The organism is Aminobacter sp. NyZ550 (assembly GCF_025628925.2).
Classification (GTDB): Bacteria; Pseudomonadota; Alphaproteobacteria; order Rhizobiales; family Rhizobiaceae; genus Aminobacter; species Aminobacter ciceronei.
The window spans coordinates 722,912-744,093 of the sequence record NZ_CP114190.1 but is presented as its reverse complement, the minus strand read 5'-3'; the positions used below and the strand labels follow the sequence as shown (position 1 = coordinate 744,093).

The 21,182-nt window shown below is 65.7% G+C and carries 15 protein-coding genes; 11 read left to right on the top strand and 4 right to left on the bottom strand.

Annotated features, from left to right (window positions below):
• Positions 1-13: 13 nt before the first annotated feature.
• The 11 genes from N7E70_RS03600 to trxA all read left to right on the top strand — a co-directional run bounded on the left by N7E70_RS03600 (position 14) and on the right by trxA (position 16,680).
• Entirely contained in the window at positions 14-1,774 is a 1,761-nt protein-coding gene (locus tag N7E70_RS03600) for a sensor histidine kinase (protein WP_182574514.1), read from the top strand.
• A 3-nt stretch (positions 1,775-1,777) separates the two neighbouring features.
• Positions 1,778-2,224 carry an HPr kinase/phosphorylase gene (locus N7E70_RS03595; protein ID WP_263005559.1) on the top strand — a complete coding sequence of 149 codons (447 nt, stop codon included), beginning with the start codon at positions 1,778-1,780 and terminating at the stop codon, positions 2,222-2,224.
• A gap of 159 nt (positions 2,225-2,383) precedes the next feature.
• On the top strand, positions 2,384-2,785 hold the full coding sequence (locus tag N7E70_RS03590; protein WP_067955745.1) for a PTS sugar transporter subunit IIA: 402 nt from the start codon (positions 2,384-2,386) through the stop codon (positions 2,783-2,785).
• A complete protein-coding gene (locus N7E70_RS03585; protein WP_067955743.1) occupies positions 2,782-3,084 on the top strand; it encodes an HPr family phosphocarrier protein in 303 nt (100 codons plus the stop codon). The genes N7E70_RS03590 and N7E70_RS03585 overlap by 4 nt, the downstream gene beginning before the upstream one ends.
• Positions 3,085-3,236: 152 nt before the next feature.
• The gene (gene ahcY / locus N7E70_RS03580) at positions 3,237-4,637 is read left to right on the top strand and encodes an adenosylhomocysteinase (protein ID WP_067955742.1); all 1,401 of its coding nucleotides are present in this window, start codon (positions 3,237-3,239) and stop codon (positions 4,635-4,637) included.
• Between the two features lie 195 nt (positions 4,638-4,832).
• The gene (locus N7E70_RS03575; RefSeq protein WP_263005558.1) at positions 4,833-7,382 is read left to right on the top strand and encodes a sensor histidine kinase; all 2,550 of its coding nucleotides are present in this window, start codon (positions 4,833-4,835) and stop codon (positions 7,380-7,382) included.
• Positions 7,383-7,387: 5 nt separating this feature from the next.
• Positions 7,388-8,896 carry a tRNA (adenosine(37)-N6)-threonylcarbamoyltransferase complex ATPase subunit type 1 TsaE gene (gene tsaE / locus N7E70_RS03570; RefSeq protein ID WP_263005557.1) on the top strand — a complete coding sequence of 503 codons (1,509 nt, stop codon included), beginning with the start codon at positions 7,388-7,390 and terminating at the stop codon, positions 8,894-8,896.
• Positions 8,897-8,931: 35 nt separating this feature from the next.
• A complete protein-coding gene (locus tag N7E70_RS03565) occupies positions 8,932-9,636 on the top strand; it encodes a nucleotidyltransferase family protein (protein ID WP_263005588.1) in 705 nt (234 codons plus the stop codon).
• Entirely contained in the window at positions 9,633-12,758 is a 3,126-nt protein-coding gene (gene addB, locus N7E70_RS03560; RefSeq protein WP_263005556.1) for a double-strand break repair protein AddB, read from the top strand. The genes N7E70_RS03565 and addB overlap by 4 nt, the downstream gene beginning before the upstream one ends.
• The gene (addA, locus tag N7E70_RS03555; protein ID WP_263005555.1) at positions 12,755-16,285 is read left to right on the top strand and encodes a double-strand break repair helicase AddA; all 3,531 of its coding nucleotides are present in this window, start codon (positions 12,755-12,757) and stop codon (positions 16,283-16,285) included. The genes addB and addA overlap by 4 nt, the downstream gene beginning before the upstream one ends.
• 74 nt (positions 16,286-16,359) lie before the next feature.
• Positions 16,360-16,680, top strand: a complete 321-nt coding sequence (trxA, locus tag N7E70_RS03550) for a thioredoxin (protein ID WP_067955731.1) — start codon at positions 16,360-16,362, stop codon at positions 16,678-16,680.
• Positions 16,681-16,756: 76 nt separating this feature from the next.
• On the opposite strand, the gene N7E70_RS03545 is transcribed toward trxA, so the two are convergent.
• Genes N7E70_RS03545 through trpB form a run of 4 tightly spaced genes read right to left on the bottom strand, consistent with a single transcriptional unit; the run spans position 16,757 to position 21,179 of the window.
• A complete protein-coding gene (locus N7E70_RS03545; RefSeq protein ID WP_067955730.1) occupies positions 16,757-18,088 on the bottom strand; it encodes a bifunctional folylpolyglutamate synthase/dihydrofolate synthase in 1,332 nt (443 codons plus the stop codon).
• 35 nt (positions 18,089-18,123) lie between these two features.
• Complete coding sequence (gene accD / locus N7E70_RS03540; protein ID WP_182574466.1) at positions 18,124-19,047, bottom strand: acetyl-CoA carboxylase, carboxyltransferase subunit beta; 924 nt, start codon at positions 19,045-19,047, stop codon at positions 18,124-18,126.
• 36 nt (positions 19,048-19,083) lie between these two features.
• Positions 19,084-19,926 carry a tryptophan synthase subunit alpha gene (trpA, locus tag N7E70_RS03535; protein WP_067955727.1) on the bottom strand — a complete coding sequence of 281 codons (843 nt, stop codon included), beginning with the start codon at positions 19,924-19,926 and terminating at the stop codon, positions 19,084-19,086.
• Positions 19,927-19,928: 2 nt separating this feature from the next.
• Positions 19,929-21,179, bottom strand: coding sequence for a tryptophan synthase subunit beta (gene trpB, locus N7E70_RS03530; protein ID WP_067955725.1), 1,251 nt, complete (start codon positions 21,177-21,179; stop codon positions 19,929-19,931).
• Positions 21,180-21,182 lie beyond the last annotated feature (3 nt).

Here is a 21,182-nt window from a genome sequence, read left to right as displayed (position 1 = left end):
AGATCACATGGCGATGGACGCAGAGATCAGGAAGCCGGCGGCCGCCTCCAAGCGGCCGCGCGGGCGTCTGCTGTTTCTCGACCGGACCCGGATTCGCCTGAGCCGCCTGCTCGGCCATTATTTCTTCTCGAGCCTGACCCGCCGCATCCTGTTCCTCAACCTCGCCGGACTGGCGGTGCTGGTGGCGGGCATCTTCTATCTCAACGCGTTCCGCGGCGCGTTGATCGAGGCACGCGTCGAAAGCCTGATGACGCAGGGCGGCATCATTGCCGGCGCCATCGCCTCGTCGGCAACGGTCGAAACCGATGCCATCAGGATCGATCCGGAAAAGCTGCTCGAGCTGCAGGCCGGCGAAAGCCTTGGCCCCGGCACCGACCAGCTCGACAGCCTCGATTTCCCGATCAATCCGGAGCGTGTCGCGCCGCTGCTGCGGCGGGTCATCTCGCCGACCCGCACCCGCGCCCGCATCTACGACCGCGACGCCAACCTTTTGCTCGACTCGCGCCACCAGATCCTGCGCTACGACCTGCCGCCGGTGGAGGAAGAAGAGCCGACGCTGATCGAGCGGGCGCAGAAATTCATCTTCGACTTCTTCGTCGACAGCTCCCTGCCGGTCTACAAGGAGCAGCCGGGCGGCAATGGCGCTGCCTTCCCGGAAGTCGTCCAGGCTCTGACCGGCGGTCCCGCGACCATCGTGCGCGTCAGCGAGCAGGGCGAGCAGATCGTCTCCGTCGCCGTTCCGATCCAGCGTTTCCGCGCTGTTCTCGGCGTGTTGATGCTGTCGACCGAAGGCGGCGACATCGACAAGATCGTGGCGGCCGAGCAAAAGGCCATTCTGCGCGTCTTCGGTGTCGCGGCACTGGTCACCGCCATCCTTTCGATGGTTCTGGCCTCGACGATCGCCACGCCCCTGCGCCGCCTCTCGGCTGCAGCCAATCGCGTCCGGCGCGGTAGCAAGAACCGCGACGAGATTCCCGATTTCTCGGATCGCCAGGACGAGATCGGCAACCTGTCGGTCGCCGTGCGCGACATGACCAACGCGCTCTACAACCGTATCGAAGCGATCGAGAGCTTTGCTGCCGACGTCAGCCACGAGCTCAAGAACCCGCTGACCTCGCTGCGCAGCGCCGTCGAGACCTTGCCGCTGGCCAAGAATGAAAGTTCGCGGGCGCGCCTGATGGAGGTCATCCAGCACGACGTGCGCCGGCTTGACCGGCTGATCACCGACATTTCCGACGCTTCGCGCCTCGATGCCGAACTGGCCCGCGAGGACGCCAGCAGGGTCGATCTCAAGAAGTTCATCGGCGACCTAGTCTCGGTGTCGCGGGAGAGCGGCCGCCACAAGAAGCCGGTCGAGATCGAATTCACCCCTGCCAAGTTGCCGGCCGGCGTGAAGAACTACAATGTCGCCGGCCACGATCTGCGCATCGGCCAGGTCATCACCAACCTGATCGAGAATGCCCGCTCCTTCGTGCCCGACGAGCATGGCCACATCGCCATTTCGCTTGCACGCGTCGGCAAGTTCAACGTCATCACTGTCGAGGACAACGGTCCCGGCATCCGCGCCGAAAACATCGACCGCATCTTCGAGCGCTTCTACACCGACCGGCCCGCCAGCGAAGCCTTCGGCCAGAACTCCGGCCTCGGCCTCTCGATCAGCCGCCAGATCGTCGAAGCCCATGGCGGCACGCTGACGGCCGAGAACATCACCGGCACCAAGCCGGGCGAACTCAAGGGTGCGCGTTTCATTGTCGCCTTCCCGGCCGAAAGCTGATCCGTGGCGCCGACCAACATGCATGCGACGGCGATAGTACTCGGCGATCGCGGCGTGCTGATTGCCGGACCGTCGGGCTCAGGCAAATCGTCACTGGCTCTTGCGCTTGTCGAAAAATTTCGCGCCGGCAACCGTTTTGCCCGGCTGGTATCCGACGATCAGGTTTTCCTGTCGGCCCATCAGGGTCGGCTCGTCTGCCATGCGCCGTCAACGATCGCCGGTCTCGTTGAAGTCAGAGGCGGCGGCCCAATCCCCGTCGAACATGAGGCCGCGACAACGGTCGACCTGCTTGTCAGGCTGGTTCCGGCCGGCGCGGTGGAGCGGCTGCCCGAGGACGCAAGTGAGCTTCTCTTGGGTTGCAAAGTGCCAAAACTGATGCTCGCGGAGCGCGAAATCGCAGTGGCCACACCCGCGCTGCTGGCGCTGCTCGGCGCCCGGTTTCCAGCCTGAGGCTGCCCAACATTTTTGCTGCATTGCGTCAAAATGGCATGTCTTGCCGTAAATTGGGGCTTGTAAACGCCCTCGCCGTCGACAAGATAGCGCTCCCGCCCGCAAGGCGGCAAAAATACTGCGCGGCTGTGAAAGGGCCATGACGGGAGCCATGACAGAATGATCGGACTCGTGCTTGTGACGCACGGTCAACTGGCTGAGGAGTTCCGCCATGCCGTGGAACACGTCGTCGGACCGCAGGAGAATTTCGAGACCGTCTCAATCGGCGCCGACGATGATATGGCGCAGCGCCGCAGCGACATCATCAACGCCGTCGCCCGCGCCGACACCGGTGCCGGCGTCGTCGTCCTGACCGACATGTTCGGGGGCACGCCGTCGAATCTCGCCATCTCGGTGATGGAGGCCGGCCGTGTCGAGGTCATCGCCGGCATGAACCTGCCAATGCTGATCAAGCTGACCAGCGTTCGCAAGGCCGACAACATGTCCGGCGCGCTCGACGAAGCGCAGGCGGCAGGACGCAAATACATCAACGTTGCAAGCCAGGTGCTGAGCGGCAAATGAGCGGCATGCCCTACTCGCCCGAGAAGGGCCACGTCGTCCGCGACCTCGCCATCGTCAACCAGAGGGGCCTGCATGCGCGCGCTTCGGCGAAGTTCGTGCAGATCGCCGGCGAGTTCGAAGCCTCGATCAGCGTCGAGAAGGACGGCATTTCCGTTGGCGGCACCTCGATCATGGGCCTGATGATGCTGGCCGCCAGTCCCGGCTGCACGATCCGGGTGACCGCAAGCGGCCCCGAGGCCGACCAGGCGATGGAAGCGCTTGCGACACTCGTTGCCGCGCGTTTTGGCGAGGAGTGCTGATCGCCGGGTTATCTGCCCAGTGACATGCACGAATAAAGATTTCTTTATGTCCCATTGTCGATGACGGCCTGATCTGGTAGTCAGGCCGATCTTTCGCGCGCCCTCTCAAGCCTCCCGCTTCGGCGCGCAGCAAACAGGAATCGGAGCAAGCCATGACGGGTAGCAAGGATTATCTGGTCGCCGACATTTCGCTCGCCGGCTGGGGTCGCAAGGAAATCGAGATCGCCGAAACCGAAATGCCGGGCCTGATGGCCTGCCGCGAGGAGTTCGGTGAAGCACAGCCGCTCAAGGGCGCACGCATTTCCGGCTCGCTGCACATGACCATCCAGACCGCGGTGCTGATCGAGACGCTGAAGGCTCTCGGCGCCGACATCCGCTGGGCCTCGTGCAACATCTTTTCGACGCAGGACCACGCCGCTGCGGCGATCGCCGAATCTGGTATCCCGGTCTTCGCAGTCAAGGGCGAGACGCTCGAGGAATACTGGCAGTACACCGACCAGATCTTCCAGTGGACCGATGGTGGCGCCACCAACATGATCCTCGATGATGGCGGCGACGCCACCATGTACATCCTGATCGGCGCTCGCGCTGAAGCAGGCGAAAACGTGCTGTCCAATCCGGGCAGCGAAGAGGAAGAAATCCTTTTCGCCCAAATCAAGAAGCGCATGGCCGAGACGCCGGGCTTCTTCGCCAAGCACAAGGCTGCGATCCGCGGCGTCACCGAAGAGACCACGACCGGCGTCAATCGTCTCTACCAGCTGCAGAAGAAGGGCCTGCTGCCCTTCCCGGCGATCAACGTCAACGACTCGGTCACCAAGTCGAAGTTCGACAACAAGTATGGCTGCAAGGAATCGCTGGTCGACGGCATCCGCCGCGGCACCGACGTCATGATGGCCGGCAAGGTCGCCGTCGTCTGCGGCTACGGCGACGTCGGCAAGGGTTCGGCCGCCTCGCTCCAGGGCGCCGGCGCCCGCGTCAAGGTCACGGAAGTCGATCCGATCTGCGCGCTGCAGGCGGCGATGGACGGCTTTGAAGTCGTAACCCTCGAGGATGCCGCTCCGACCGCCGACATCGTCATCACCACGACCGGCAACAAGGACGTCATCACCCTCGATCACATGCGCCTGATGAAGGACATGGTCATCGTCGGCAACATCGGCCACTTCGACAACGAGATCCAGGTTGCCGCGCTGCGCAATCTGAAGTGGACCAACGTCAAGCCGCAGGTCGACATGATCACCTTCCCGGGGGGCAAGCGCATGATCCTTTTGTCGGAAGGCCGTCTGCTCAACCTCGGCAACGCCACCGGCCATCCGAGCTTCGTCATGTCGGCCTCGTTCACCAACCAGACGCTGGCCCAGATCGAGCTCTGGACCAAGCCCGGCCAGTACAAGAACGAAGTCTATGTCCTGCCCAAGCATCTCGACGAGAAGGTCGCGCGCCTGCATCTCGACAAGCTCGGCGCCAAGCTGACCACGCTGAGCGATGAGCAGGCTACCTATATCGGCGTCACGCCAAAGGGTCCGTTCAAGCCGGAACACTACCGCTATTAACCATAGCGAAAATACCTACTAGATATTGAAGCCGGGCGATTGACTTTCGCCCGGTTTCTTTTTTGGGGGCTCGCCTGCTTCACGTCGATTCGCCTAAGCGGTATGGTGACATGATTCGTCACGCGCCCATTCTTGGCGGGAATTTCGGGCGCTACGGGGCGGTCTTGCAGTCGGGCGGCACAGAGGAAACAAGACATGCCGGGGGAATACCCGCTTCCAGCGGGACAGGCCGTCTCCGGCGGCCACGAGGATTCGCAGAACGCGACCGCAGGCCGCTCCTGGCATGCCTTGCGGCGTGTGGGCGGTTGGGCGGCGAGCGCGGCCCTTGCCACGACTGCGATTTGCACGCCTCTCGGCTTCGCCCACGCCCAGCAGGCATCGATTGCCGGCCTGCCCGTGAGCACCGTCGAAGTCATCCAGCTTGCGATGTTCGTCGGCGTGATGGGCGCTGCCTTGATCTCGGCAATCGCGCTGATCCGCGAGAAGGGCCGCATCAGCGCCGAGAATGTCGAGCTGCGCGGCCGCGTTGCCGATCTCAATGCCTCGCTGCAGCGCTCCGAGGCCCTGCTCAATTTGCGCGACCAGCGCGTCATCGTCTGGGCCAACGAGAACAAGAAGCCCGAACTCGTCGGTTCGCTGCCGATCGAGACAGGGGCCCCGGATGATCGTGCCGCCTTCCTTGGCTTTGGCCGCTGGCTGATGCCGCGTTCGGCCGCAGCGCTCGAAAACGCCATCGCTGCCTTGCGCGACAAGGGCACGGCCTTCGAACTGATTGCCGAAACCCACGCCAATGCTGCGCTCGAGGTCCATGGCCGCAAGAGCGGTGCCCATGTCATCGTTCGCTTTGTCTCGATTTCCGAAGCGCAGCGCGGGCAGGCGCGGTTGAAGCTCGAAAACCAGCGCCTGAGCGCCGAATACGAGACGCTGATCGGCCTGCTGGACGCAATCGACATGCCGTTCTGGATGCGCGATGCCGACGGCCGCCTGAAATGGGTCAACAAGGCCTTCGCCAAGGCCGTCGAGGCGGTGGATTCGTCCGCCGCCATTCGCGACGGCAAGGAATTTCTCGGCACCCAATCGCGCGAGGCGATCGTCCAGCAGCACCAGACGCAGCCGCTGTTCCAGCAGACACTGTCGACCGTCATCGATGGCGACCGCAAGATGTTTGCCGTCACCGATCTGGTCGGCAAGGAAGGCTCGGCCGGCATCGCCGCCGACATGAGCGCTGCCGACGCCATCCGCGAGGAATACAGCCAGGTCGTGCGCAGCCATGCCGATACGCTCGACCAGGTTGCCACCGCCGTCGCCACCTTCGACGCCGGGCAGAAGCTGCGCTTCTACAACAACGCCTTCCAGAAGCTCTGGGATCTCGACGCCGGCTACATTTCGAGCGCGCCCGACAATGCGCTGCTGCTCGACCGCCTGCGCAGCGAACGCAAGCTGCCCGAGCAGCAGGAATGGCGCCGCTGGAAGGAGAACCTGCTGTCGGCCTATCGCGCCGTCGATCCGCAGGAGCACCTCTGGCACCTGCCCGACGGCCGCACCATCCGCGTCGTCGCCAATCCGCAGCCCAAGGGCGGCGTCACCTGGGTGTTCGAGAACCTGACGGAGCGGATCGATCTCGAAAGCCGCTACACCACAGCCGTGCGTGTGCAGGGCGAAACCCTCGACAATCTTGCCGAAGGCGTCGTCGTCTTTGGCCCAGATGGCCGTATCCGCCTGTTCAATCCGGCCTTCGGCCAGCTCTGGGGCGTCTCGCACGAGGTGCTGCGGCAGAACACGCACATCTCGGCCATCCGCGCCGAATGCGACACGCGTGCCGACAACAGCCCGTGGGGCGATTTCGTCTCCGCCGTCACCGGCTTTGACGAACGCAGCGACCGCCATGGCCAGACCGAGCTCAAGAACGGCTCGGTGCTGCAGCATGCCGTCATCCACCTGCCCAACGGCCAGGTGATGCTGACCTTCGTCGACGTCACCGACAGCGTCAATGTCGAGCGCGCGCTGAAGGACAAGAACGAGGCGCTGCAGCGCGCCGACCAGATCAAGAACGAGTTCGTCCAGCACGTCTCCTACGAGCTGCGTTCGCCGCTGACCAACATCATCGGCTTCACCGAGCTGTTGTCGCTGCCCGGCACCGGACCGCTGTCGCCGCGCCAGCGCGAATATGTCGAGCATATCGGCTCGTCGTCGGGCGTGCTGTTGACCATCGTAAACGACATCCTCGACCTCGCTACCGTCGACGCCGGCATCATGCAGCTCGATATCTCCGAAGTGCATGTCCATCGCGCCATCGAGGCTGCTGCCGAGCTCGTCGCCGACCGGCTGGAAGAGCACTCGATCAAGCTTGCCATCGAGATCAAGGGCGCGCCGAAGAGCTTCAACGGCGACGAGACCCGCGTCCGCCAGATCCTCTACAATCTGCTCAGCAACGCGGTGAACTACGCGCCGGCTGCCAGCACCATCACGCTCGCTTGCCGCCAGCGCGCCGAAGGCGTCGAATTTTCGGTCCATGACGACGGCCCGGGTGTGCCGCCCGAGGTGCTCGACACCATGTTCCAGCGCTTCGAATCCCGCGTCAACGGCGGCCGCAAGCGCGGCGCCGGCCTTGGCCTGTCGATCGTCAAGAGCTTCGTTGAGCTGCATGGCGGCACCGTCCGGATCGACAGCGGCAAGGATCTTGGCACGACCGTCATCTGCCTGTTCCCAGACATGCCCGCCGGCGTCCGGGTCGCGGCGGAGTAGCAGGTTTGACGACGGCCAGATCGCTGGAACGGCACCTGCCCGACGAGGCCGCCACGACGCAGCTGGGCGAGGACCTCGCCATGGCCGTGCGGCCTGGCGACGTGTTCCTGCTGGACGGCGATCTCGGCGCCGGCAAGTCCACTTTGGCGCGCGGCCTGATCCGCGCCCTGGCCGCCGATCCCGCCCATGAGGTGCCGAGCCCGACATTCACGCTGGTCCAGAGCTACGACACGCCTGTCGCCGTCCATCATTTCGACCTCTATCGCCTGTCCTCGCCAGAGGAGCTGGAAGAGCTTGGTTTCGACGAGGCGGTTAGCTCGGGCGTGGCGCTGGTCGAATGGCCTGAGCGCGCCACTGATGCCATGCCGGCAACCAGCCTGCGCATCGCGTTCCAGCATGAGGGCGATGGCCGCCGCATCACGATTACAGGCGATGGACCGGCCTTCGACCGTGTCGCCCGCTCACTCGCCATGCGCGACTTCCTCGTAGCCTCGGCGTGCAGCGATGCTCATCGCGCCCGTTTCATCGGCGACGCCTCGGCGCGGTCTTATGAGACGGTGACCAGGGAAGGCCATGCACCGCTGGTGCTGATGAACTCGCCGAGACTGACGCTCGGTCCGCCCGTGCGTGACGGCAAGCCCTACGCCGAGATCGCGCACACCGCCCAGACCGTCGCCGCCTTCGCCGCCATCGATCGCGCGCTTGCCGCCGGTGGCGTCACCGTGCCGGGCATCGTCGCCCAGGACCTCGACCAGGGTTTCGTGCTGCTCGAGCATCTCGGCTCAGGCGCTTTCCTCGATCCCGAGGGCAGGCCGGTCACCGAGCGCTACGCAGCTGCGGCAGAACTGCTGGCAATGATCCACGGGAAACATTGGGACGACCGGCTGGAGGCCGCGCCCGGTGTCGTCCACCAGGTGCCGCCCTTCGACCGCGACGCTTTGATGATCGAGGTCGAGCTGCTGGTCGAATGGTATGTGAAGGCGGTCACAGGTGCGCCCGCTTCGGCGGAGCTGTGCGACGGCTACCGCACAGCCTGGAACGCCGTCTTCGACCGCCTCGCCGACAAGCAACATGGCCTTGTCCTGCGCGACTACCATTCGCCCAACATCATCTGGCGGAGCGATCGCCATGGCCACGACCGCCTCGGCATCGTCGATTTCCAGGACGCGCTGATCGGCCCCGTTGCTTACGACGTCGCCTCGCTCGCCATGGATGCGCGGGTCACCGTGTCGCCTGACATCGAGCGCAGCACCGTCGATGCCTATGTCGCCGCTCGCAATAAGACAGGCGATTTCGACGAGGCTTCCTTCCGCGAAGCCTACGCCATCATGGCGGCGCAGCGGAATTCGAAGATCCTCGGCATTTTCGTTCGCCTCGACCGGCGCGATGGAAAGCCGCAATATCTCAGGCACCTGCCGCGCATCAGGGACTATCTGCAGCGCGCGCTCTCTCACCCGGCACTCGCCGAACTACGCGACTTCTACCGCGAAAACCGCCTGCTCGAGGAGTTCTGACGGTGAGTGGGCCTGTCCAAAATCCCGCCGTGGCCATGGTTCTCGCCGCCGGCCTCGGCAAGCGCATGCGGCCGATCACCGAGACGATCCCCAAACCGCTGGTGCGGATATCGGGCAAGACCCTGCTCGACTGGGGCCTCGACAGCCTCGCTGCGGCTGGCGTCGAACGGGCCGTGATCAATGTCCACTATTTGCCCGACCAGATCGTCGAGCACATCGCCTCTCGCCATACACCGCGCATCGAGATTTCCGACGAGCGCGACGGGCTGCTCGATTCCGCCGGCGGCATCGTCAAGGCGCTGCCTCGACTTGGCGCCGCACCCTTCTACATCGTCAACGCCGACACCTTCTGGATCGACGAGGGTGTGCCGAACCTGACCCGCCTTGCCCTTGCCTGGGATGCCGGGCGCATGGATATTCTGCTGATGCTGGCGGACCTCGAACAGGCGACCGGACACTCGGGCAGCACCGATTTTCTCGTCGCGTCGGACGGGACGTTGAGCCGCACCAGGGGCGCGCCCGACGGACTGATCTATGCCGGTGCTGCGATCGTCCACCCACGCCTGTTCGCTGCAGCCGCCGAGACCTCCCATTCGCTCAACCGCTACTTCGACGAGGCGATTGCCAGCGGTCGGCTTCACGGCATGCGCATGTCGGGCAGCTGGATCACCGTCGGCACCCCCGATGCCATCGCACCTGCCGAGGCCGCGGTGAAGAGGGCATTGGCGGAGGCGCAATGAGCGGCCGCGCGTCGCCACGCGTCTTTTCCATCCCGCCCGGCACCCCCTTCCTGCCGACGCTGGCGGCATCGCTGCTCGACGGCAGCCTGATCCCCGACTTCCGCTTCGACGGCGATCCGCTGGCGCTGGCCGACGTCACCATCTATGTGCCGACGCGCCGCGCTGCGCGCGCGCTGCGCGGGGTCTTCGTCGACGCTGCCGGCGGCAGCTCGGCGATCCTGCCTGTCATCAAGCCGCTCGGCGAGTTCGACGAGGACGAGGCGGCCTTCGAGGATGAGGGCGCTGGGGCGCTCGACCTTGCCCCGCCAGTTTCGGCCACCGACCGCCTGCTCCTGCTCGCACCCCTGGTGCGTGCCTGGAAGCGCCGTCTTCCCGCCCATGTCGCGGCGCTTTTCGAGGAGGAGATCGTCGTGCCGGCCTCGGCGGCGGACGCCATCTGGCTGGCGCGCGATCTCGCCGGTTTGATGGACGAGATTGAGACCGAAGGCTCCGACTGGTCGCGGCTTGCCGGGCTGGTGACCGGTGAGCTGTCAGGCTGGTGGCAGGTGACGCTCGACTTCCTGTCCATCGTCACCGGCGCCTGGCCTGAGATGCTGAAGGAGCGCGGACAGTCCAACCCCGCCGCCCACCGCAGCGCCCTGATCCGTCTCGAAGCCGAGCGGCTGAAGCGTTACCCGCCTTCCGGGCCGGTCATCGCGGCCGGCTCCACCGGCTCCATTCCCGCTACCGCCGAGCTTCTCGCCGCCATATCGCGCCTGCCGCGTGGTGCCGTCGTGCTTCCCGGACTGGACGCCACGCTCGACCAGCGCGCCTACGAGACGATCACCGAGATCGGCGCCAGGGCCTCGGTGCTCGGCCATCCGCAATATGGTCTCGCCAAGCTCATCGGCAAGATAGGCATCCTGCGCGACGACGTCGACGAATTGGGCGCCCCGACCCGCGCCATGGCCCGCCGCGCCGCCATCGTCGGCGAAGCGCTGCGGCCGGCCGAGACCACCGACGCCTGGGCCGAGAAGCGCAGCACAGTCGGCGATGCCGAGATCGCCGATGCCTTCGCCGGCGTGACACTGCTCGAAGCCGCCCATGAGCGCGATGAGGCGGCGGCGATCGCCATCGCGCTTCGCCAGGCGGTGGCCCAGCCAGGCCATCGCGCTGCTCTGGTCACCAGCGACCGCAACCTTGCCCGCCGCGTCGCCTCGGAGCTTCGCCGCTTCGGCATCCAGGCCGACGATTCCGGTGGCGTGCCGCTGGCCAACACGCCGCCGGCAGCCCTTCTGCGCACCATGCTCGCCGCCGCCTTCCGTCCGGGCGATCCGGTGGCGGTGCTGTCGCTGCTCAAGCATCCGCTGCTGCGCCTTGGCCGCGAGCGTTCGGCCGTCCGGCGTGCGGCCGAGACCATCGAACTGGTCGTCCTGCGTGGCGGCGTCGGCCGGCCTGACATTGCCGGGCTCGCCGAGGATTTTGAAGCGCGCCTCACCGGTATCGGCGATGCTTCGCGCAAACCCTTCTGGTTCGACCGCATCAGCGTACGCCGCATCGAGGAAGCTCGCGACATCGCAGGCAGGCTCGTCTCCCGCCTGGCACCGTTGTTCGTTTTCCGTGGCGATCCGGAAGTCGACCTCGCGGCGATCGTCCGTGCCACCGTCGAGGCGCTGGAAAATCTCGGACGCGACGAGCATGGCGGCCTGGGCACACTCTATGACGGCGATGCCGGTGCCAAGCTCGCCGAGGCGCTGCGCTCGCTGGTCGCAGCACAGGCCTCGTTCAGTTTCGCCGCCGACGAGTGGCCCGACGTCATGGACGCGCTGGTGGCGCCCGAGGCGGTCAAGCCGGCGCAAGGTGCCGACCGCGCCATCGCCATTTGGGGTGCGCTCGAAGCCCGCCTGCAGACGGTCGATACGCTGGTCATCGGCGCGCTGAACGAGGGCACCTGGCCGCGCAAGGCAGAGGCCGACCGCTTCATGTCGCGCGTCATGAAGACGGGCATCGACCTCGAACCGCCGGAACGCCGCATCGGCCTCGCCGCCCATGATTTCCAGATGGCGATGGGGGCGAAAAACGTCGTCCTGTCGCGTTCCGCCCGCTCGGGCGATGCGCCCGCCGTGCCGTCGCGCTGGCTGCAGCGCCTGCTCACCTATCTCGGCCCCGACCACGCGGCCGTCTTGCGCAAGCGCGGCGAAAACCTGCTTCACTGGGCGCGCCAGCTCGATGCCGGCCAAAAGACCGATTTCGCTACCCGTCCGGAGCCCAGGCCGCCGGTGGAGGTCAGGCCGCGCCGCTTCAGCATCACCGAGATCGAGACGCTGCGCCGCGATCCCTATGCCGTCTATGCCAGGCGTATCCTCGGCCTGTCGGCGCTCGACCCGCTGGTGCGCGATCCCGGTGCCGCCGAGCGGGGCACGTTGTTCCACGATATCCTGCACCTGTTTTCGGCGACCATCGTCGATCCGCGTGATCCCACCGCATTCGGCGCACTGATCGCCGCCGGCCGCCATTGCTTCGCCGAGGCGGCCCTGCCCGCCGACGTCGAGGCCGTCTGGTGGCCACGCTTCGAGCGACTGGCGGTCAACATCCTGGAGTGGGAGCGCAGCCGCGCCGACGCCGTGGTTTCCCGCCACGCCGAGGAAGGCGCCTCGGCTGTCGAAGTCGGGCTCAGCGGCGCGACGCTGTCCGGTCGCGCCGACCGTGTCGACGTGCTTGCCGGCGGCATGGCAGACATCCTCGACTACAAGACCGGCTCGTCGCCATCCAAGGCGCAGGCGCACACGCTGATCTCGCCCCAGCTGGCGCTCGAAGGCGCGCTTCTGCGGCGTGGCGCCTTCCGCGAGCTTGGTAAGCGCGAGCCCTCGCAGCTGGCGTTCGTCCGCCTGAAGCCGAATGGCGAAGTGTTCGAAGAATCGATCCTCGAGCACAACCGTAAGCCAAAATCAGCCGTCGAACTGTCCGAAGAGGCCTGGGAGCGCTTGGAGCAGCTTTTGCTGCACTACAACGATCCGACCACGGGTTATCTCTCGCGCGCCTTGCCCTTCCGCGAAGGCGAGACCGACGGCGACTACGACCATCTCGCCCGCGTGCTCGAATGGTCGGCCGGCGGTGATGGCAGTGCGGAGGGCGATGAATGAAGAAGGCGTTCTTCGTCCCCACCGAGACGGCAGAGCGCCAGGCGCGCGCCTCCGATCCGGGCAATTCGGTCTGGGTGTCGGCCAATGCCGGCTCCGGCAAGACGCACGTGCTGTCGCAGCGCGTGATGCGGCTTTTGCTGCGTGGCACCGATCCATCGAAGATCCTGTGCCTGACTTATACCCGCGCCGCCGCCGCCAACATGTCGAATCGCGTCTTCGCCAACCTGTCGGAATGGACGATGTTGGCCGACGCCGAGTTGGCCGCACGCATCACGGCACTCGACGGTGTCCGCCCTGACGCTGCCAAGCTGCGCCGCGCGCGCCGATTGTTCGCCGAGGCGCTGGAAACGCCGGGCGGGCTGAAGATCCAGACCATCCACGCCTTCTGCGAGTCGGTGCTCCACCAGTTCCCGCTCGAGGCCAACATCGCCGCCCATTTCGAGATGCTCGACAGCCAGATGGAGGCGACTTTGTTCGCCACCGCGAGGCGCGACATGGTCACCGGCGCCGGCGAGCACAATCCCGAACTCGCCGAGGCCTTCGCCAAGGTGCTGGAGCGTGGCGGCGAGGCCGGGCTCGATGCGCTGCTCACCGAGATCGTGCGCAAGCGCGATGGGCTGCGCGCCTTCATCGCCCAGGTTCAAGACTTCAATTTCGAAGCGCTCTACGAGGAGTTCGGTTTTTCGCCCAGGGACAGTGCCGAGGCCATCGCCGCTTCGATCTGGCCGCTGCCGGGCCTCGAGCCGACCTTCTTCACCGAATTCGCCATAGCAGCCGAAGCCACAGACGCGCGCAGCGTGCTGAACAATATCCTGCCTTACGCCCGGCTCGCCTATGCCGAGGCCGACCCCATGCGCCGGCTGTCGCTTCTGTGCAATGCCTTCCTCAAGGCCGACGGCGATCCGTACAATCCGTCCAGCGCGTTCAAGAAGGCTTTGCTCGACCGGCTGCCAGATTTGCCCGAGCGTTATGCGGCGACGGCAGCGGCCATCATCGAGGCAGCCGACCGGCTCGCCCATTTTCGCATGCTGGAGGCAACGCAGGCGGCACTGACGATCGCCGACTGGCTGATTGCCCGCTACGAGCGGCTGAAGACCGGCCGCGGCTTCCTCGATTTCAACGACCTGATCACCCGCACCGTCAACCTGCTCGCGCGTCCCGACGCCGGGCCGTGGGTGCAGTACAAGCTCGACAAGGGCATCGACCACATACTGCTCGACGAAGCCCAGGACACCAGCCCCGACCAATGGGAAGTGGTGAAGCGGCTGGCGGAAGAGTTCTTCTCCGGCTTCAGCGCCCGCGACAACGTTCACCGCACGGTCTTCGCCGTCGGCGACGAGAAGCAGTCGATCTATTCGTTCCAGGGTGCCGCGCCCGAATCCTTCGACAACTCCAAGCACGAATTCGCCGGCCGCATCCGTGATGCCGATGCCCGTTTCGAGGACGTCACACTGACCTGGTCGTTCCGCTCGACAGACGACGTGCTGTCGGCCGTCGACCGTGTCTTCGAGGACACCAGCGTTCGTCGCGGCGTCACCCGCGCGCCCGAGCCGCCGAGCCATAAGGCGATCCGCGCCGGGGCGGCAGGTTACGTCGAGGTCTGGCCCTCGGTCGGCGCCGATGCCGTCGACGAGCCCGACGACTGGCGCAACCCTATCGACCATGCTCATGCGCCTGCAGTGGTGGTTGCTGAACAGGTCGCCGCCACCATCCGCAAATGGCTCGACGAGCGTGAGGTCATCGAAGGCACCGGCAAGCGCCTGCGCGCGGGCGACGTCATGGTGCTGGTGCGCAAGCGCGACCGCTTCGTTCATGCGCTGTCGCGGGCGCTGAAGCGCCGCGACATCCCGGTAGCCGGCGCCGACCGGCTGAGCCTGCCCGGCCATATCGCGGTCAAGGACCTGATCGCGCTTGGGCGTTTCCTGATCCAGCCGGAGGACGACCTGTCGCTGGCCGCCGTGCTGCGTAGCCCGATCTTCGGCATGTCGGAAGATGCGCTGTTTGTGCTCTCGGCCAATCGGGGCAAAGGAAGGTCGCTGATCGCCTCGCTGCGCGATCATGCGGCGAGAGATGCTGTTTTCGCCGAGGCGGCCGCCGTCCTTGAGGCCTGGGCGACGGAGGCTGCCTTCCGGCCGATCTTCGAGTTCTATTCGGGCGTGCTGTCGGGCGGACCCAGCCGCGACGGCGTGCGCAAGAAGATGATCTCGCGCCTTGGCCAGGAGGCCGGCGACATTCTCGACGAGTTCCTGAATTTCTGCCTGGCCGAGGAGCGCACCGGCCTGCCCGGTCTCGAATCGTTCCTGTCGACGCTCGAAAGTGCCGGCCCCGAGATCAAGCGCGAGATGGATCAGACGCGTGACGAGGTCCGCATCATGACCGTACACGCCGCCAAGGGTCTGGAGGCGCCGGTGGTGTTCCTCGTCGACAGCGGCTCGGCCCCGTTCAGCGATCAGCATTTGCCGCGCCTGATGCCGTTCGTCCCGCAAGGCCGACACTGGCAGGGCAAGGGTTATCTCTGGCGCGCTGGCGCCGATGTCGCCAACGCCTTCTCGAAGGGTGCCAGCGCGTTGGCCCGCGATCTCGCCGACGACGAATACCGGCGCCTGCTTTATGTCGGCATGACCCGCGCCGAGGACCGGCTGATCATCTGCGGTTATCACGGCAAGCGCCAGCCCGGCCTCAACACCTGGCATTCGATTGTCAGCCGTGCGTTGTCGGTGGCGCCCGAAAGCGCGGAGCGCGGCCATCCCGTCATCACGGACAGGCCTGTCCACCGCTTCCGCGTCACGCCATTGCCCGCAACGCCTTTGTCGGCGCCGGAACCGGCGGCCAGCGAGAGAGCCCGCATCGAGCCCTTGCCGGAAAGCCTTTTTGGCGCGCCGCCGGCCTTCGAGGATTTGCCGCGGCCGCTGTCCCCGTCGGGCGCTTCGGCGCTGATCGAGGAGACGCAGGAGGCCGTGATCTCGGGCCGCTCGCCGGTGCTCGACGCCGAGGGCGAGCCGGGCTTTGCCATCGCCCGCGGCTCGGCCCTGCACCGGCTGTTACAGATGCTGCCGCGGCTCGACGCCGAGATACGCCAGTCCGCCGCCGAGCGCTACCTCGTCCGTGTCGGCCAGGACTGGCCGGATGCGGAGCGTGCCAGCGCGCTCGCATCCGTGCTTGCAGTCCTCGACGACCCCAGGTTTTCGCCGCTGTTTTCGCCCTCCTCGCGCGCCGAAGTGTCTGTTATGGGCAGCCTCGTGGTCAGGGGAAAGCCGCGCTCGGTGTCGGGCAAGATCGACCGCCTGGCGGTCACCGACAGCGAGGTGTTGATCGTCGACTACAAGACCAACCGGCCGCCACCCGCCTCGTTCGAGCAGGTGCCAAACGCCTATGTCGTGCAGCTTGCGCTCTACCGCGCGCTGCTCCGGCCGCTCTATCCCGGCAAGACGGTTGCCGCGGCCCTGCTGTTCACAGAGGCGCCGCGGCTGATCGCCGTACCGGCCGAGGCGATGGATGCCGCCCTTGTTCGACTCACCCAAGCGTGACACAACGGATGCTTGACCAAGGGTCCGCGCACTACCACATATGGCGCGACAGACAACTCCAAGAGGATCGTATCATGGCCACCGTCAAGATCGACAACAGCAATTTCAAGTCCGGCGTGCTCGAGGCCAAAGAGCCCGTCGTCGTCGATTTCTGGGCTGAATGGTGCGGCCCCTGCAAGATGATCGGCCCGTCGCTCGAAGAGATTTCCAACGAGCTCGCCGGCAAGGTCAAGATCACCAAGGTCAACATCGACGAGAACCCCGAGATTGCCGCCCAGTTCGGCGTGCGTTCGATTCCGACGCTGATGATCTTCAAGGACGGCGAAGTTGCCGACATCAAGGTCGGCGCGCTGCCCAAGACCGCGCTGTCGCACTGGATCAGCGGCAACGTTTGATCGCCCGTATCAAGCAAATGAAAAGCCCGGCTTTGGTCGGGCTTTTTTGTATCTCGAATGGCCGCTGGACAGGCCCTCAGGTCGGCGGCGTGCCGTTGGCCGCCAGCACCTCGCCCACCAGATAGAGCGAGCCGCCGATCAGGATGCGCGGCGCCGGCTCTTTCTCGTCCCAGGTATCGCGCAAAAGCATCAGTGCATTGGCAACCGAGCTCACCGGCTCGGCCGACAGCCCGGCCTCGGTGGCGCGCACAGCCAGTTCCTCGTTGGGAACGCCGGCGTCGCTCATCGTCACCGGCACGGTGTAGACATGGCGCGCCATGCCGTGGAACGGCTTGAAATAGCCGGTCTGGTCTTTGGTGTTGATCATGCCGGAGATCAGGAACAGCGGGCGCGGGAACTTCTCCTCCTGCTCGGTCAGGGCCTCGGCAATGACGGTCCCGGCGCCGGGATTGTGGCCGCCGTCGACCCAGACCTCGGCCCCCTTCGGCGCCAGCTCGCTGAGTGCGCCCTGCGGCAGGCGCTGCATGCGACCGGGCCAGGCCACCGACGCCATCGCCTTGTCGGCGGTGCGTTCGTCGACCGGGAAGCCGGCGGCCTTCACCGCGGCGATCGCGGCGGCTGCATTGGCGAACTGGTGACGTCCGGGCAGGCGTGGCGGTGACAGGTCCAGCAGGCCGGTCTGGTCCTGGTAGATCATGCGGCCGTTTTCCTCGAAGGCGACGAAATCCTGGCCATAAACCTCAAGTGGGCAATTGAGCCGCTCGGCAGTGTCGATCAGCACCTGCTGTGCCGCCTCGGTCTCCTGCGCGCCGACGACGACCGGGCAACCGCGCTTGATGATGCCGGCTTTCTCGGCGGCGATCAGCTCGACCTTGTCGCCAAGATAGGCCTCGTGGTCCATCGACACCGGCATGATCACCGACACCGCCGAGCGTTTGATGACATTGGTAGCGTCGAAGCGCCCGCCAAGCCCGACCTCTATGATGCAGGCGTCGGCCGGATGCTCCGAGAACAGAACGAACGTGACGGCCGTGAGGATCTCGAAGACGGTGATCTTCTCGCCCCGATTGGCTTCGCCGACGCGGCGTACGGCATCCGCCAGCACGTCGTCGGCGACAAGCTTGCCGCCGCCCGGCGCTGCCAGGCGGTAGCGTTCGTGCCAGTTCACCAGATGCGGCGAGGTGTGGACATGGACCAGCAGACCCTGGGCTTCGAGCAGCGCACGCGAGAACGCCGCGCACGAGCCCTTGCCATTGGTGCCGGCGATGTGGATCACCGGCGGCATGTGGTCCTGCGGATTGCCCAGCCTTTCGAGCAGCCGGGTGATGCGGTCGAGCGAAAGGTCGAAGCCCTTCGGATGGAGCGCCAACAGGCGCTCGATTTCGAGATCGGCTTCGAGCGTGGTCATGGCATTTCCTCGGGCGCTACGCTGCTGCGGTCGTATCAGGCCTGCGGGCGGCGTTCCGGCACCGGCACGACGGGTGGCAGAATCTCGGCTTCGACAGCCTTGGCCGCCACCGGTGCCTTGGTCAGGATCTTGAGCAGGTTGGCAACCGTCGATTTCATCTCGAGCCGCGACACCACCATGTCGACCATGCCGTGGTCCATCAGGTACTCCGAGCGCTGGAAGCCCTCAGGCAGCTTCTCGCGGATGGTCTGCTCGATGACGCGCGGGCCGGCGAAGCCGATCAGCGCACCGGGCTCGGCAATATGGACGTCGCCCAGCATCGCGTAGGAGGCGGTGACGCCGCCGGTCGTCGGATTGGTCAGCACCACGATATAGGGCAGGCCGGCTTCCTTGAGCCGGTCGACTGCGACAGTCGTGCGTGGCAGCTGCATCAGCGACAAGATGCCTTCCTGCATGCGCGCGCCGCCCGAGGCAGCGAACAGGATCAGCGGACGCTTCTTCTCCAGCGCAACCTCGAAGGCGCGGATGATGGCGTCGCCTGCGGCCATGCCGAGCGAACCGCCCATGAAGGCGAAGTCCTGCACGGTGACGACGACGGGCAGGCCCTCGATCTTGCCGGTGCCCGACAGGATCGCGTCTTCGAGACCGGTCTTGGTCTTGGCGTCCTTGAGGCGGTCGACATAGCGCTTCTCATCGCGGAACTTCAGCGGGTCGGTCACGACCTTGGGGTTCTCGATGATCTCGTAGCGGCCATCGTCGAAGAAGAAGCGCAGCCGCTCCTTCGCCGAAATCTTCATGTGATGGCCCGAAGACGGGATGACGTACTGGTTTTCCTCGAGGTCCTTGTGGAACACCATCTCGCCGCTCTCGGGATCCTTGATCCAGAGATTGTCGGGCATTTCCCGGCGGCCAAGCATCGAGTTGATCTTGGGGCGGACGTAATTGGTAATCCAGTTCATGGCAGTGGTCCTCTTCGAGCCCAGGACATGGGGTATTTATTGGGCGGGAGCAAGGCGTGCGGCGCGAACGCCTTGGGACAAGCCGGTAACCAGCGTCGCCACGGCTTCGGCCGGGTCGGCGGTCTTTTCACCCTTCGGGCCCAGGACGTTGGCCACGGCATTGACGATCGCTGTGCCGACGACCACGCCGTCGGCCGATGCGCCGATGGTGCGTGCCTGCTCGGCGGTCTTGACGCCGAAGCCGACACAGACGGGGAGATCGGTGTGCGCCTTGATGCGGTTCACCGCCTCCGCCACCTTGGTCGTGTCAGCCAGCGCCGAACCGGTGATGCCGGTCATCGAGACGTAGTAGACAAAGCCCGACGTGTTTTCGAGCACCTTCGGCAGGCGCTTGTCGTCGGTCGTCGGCGTTGCCAGGCGGATGAAGTTGATGCCGGCCTTGAGTGCAGGGATACACAGTTCGGCGTCCATCTCCGGCGGCAGGTCGACGATGATCAGCCCATCTATACCCGAGGCGACAGCGTCGGTCAGGAAGCGGTCGACGCCGTAGATGTAGATCGGGTTGTAATAGCCCATCATGACGATCGGCGTGTCGTTGTCGCCCTGGCGGAACTCGCGCGCCAATTTGAGCGTCTTGGCCAGCGTCTGGCCGGCCTTCAGCGCGCGCAGGCCGGCGGCCTGGATCGCCGGGCCATCGGCCATCGGATCGGAAAACGGCATGCCGAGCTCGATGACGTCGCTGCCCGCCTTGGGCAGTGCCTTCATGATCGACAGCGAGGTTTCGTAGTCAGGGTCGCCGCCCATGAAATAGGTCACGAGCGCCGGGCGTCCCTCGGCCTTCAGCTTTGCCATGCGGCGGTCGATGCGGGTGGTCGTCATGATCAGATCTCCATGCCCAGCATCTTGGCCACCGTATGCACGTCCTTGTCGCCACGGCCGGAGAGGTTGACGATCATCACCTTGTCCTTGCCCATCGTAGGCGCAACCTTGACCGCATGCGCGATGGCATGGGCGGATTCGAGCGCCGGGATGATGCCTTCCACCTTGGTGGTCAGCTGGAACGCCTCCAGCGCTTCGTCGTCGAGGATCGGCACATAGTCGACGCGGCCGCTGTCGCGGAGCCAGCTATGTTCGGGGCCAACGCCGGGATAGTCGAGACCGGCGGAGATCGAGTGGCCGTCGAGGATCTGGCCGTCATTGTTCTGCAACAGGTAGGTGCGGTTGCCGTGCAGCACGCCGGGGCGACCAGCGCTCATCGAGGCGCAGTGCTCGATGCCGTCGAGGCCACGTCCGCCGGCTTCGATGCCGACGATCTTGACGCTGCGGTCGTCGAGGAAAGGGTGGAACAGGCCAATGGCGTTCGAGCCGCCGCCGACGGCAGCAACGATCATGTCGGGCAGGCGCCCCTCCTGCTCGAGGATCTGGGCCCGCGCCTCGGTGCCGATCACCGACTGGAAGTCGCGGACGAGCTCGGGATAGGGGTGCGGGCCGGCGGCGGTGCCGATCAGGTAATAGGTGTCGTGCACGTTGGTGACCCAGTCACGCAACGCTTCGTTCATGGCGTCCTTCAGCGTGCCGTGGCCGGCGCTGACCGGGCGCACTTCGGCACCCAAGAGCTTCATGCGGAAGACGTTTGGCTTCTGCCGTTCGACGTCGGTGGCGCCCATATAGACGAAGCAGGGGAAGCCGAAGCGGGCGGCGACGGTTGCGGAAGCAACACCATGCTGGCCGGCGCCGGTTTCGGCGATGATACGGGTCTTGCCCATGCGCTTGGCGAGCAGGATCTGGCCCAGGCAATTGTTGATCTTGTGCGAGCCGGTGTGGTTCAGGTCCTCGCGCTTGAAATAGATCTTGGCGCCGCCCCCGAGGCCCTTCGCCGAGGAAACGTCACGAAGATGCCGGGTCAGGCCTTCGGCGTAATAGAGCTTGGACGGCCGGCCGGCATAAAAGGTCGACAGCTCGTTGAGTTCCGCCTTGAAGGCCGGGTCGTTCTTGGCCTCGTCCCAGTGGCGCTGCAGGTCGAGGATCAGCGGCATCAGCGTCTCGGCGACGAAACGGCCGCCGAAGATGCCGAACATCCCCTGCTCGTCGGGTCCGGTGCGGAAGGAATTGGGCTCTGCCGGCTGGTTCAAGGC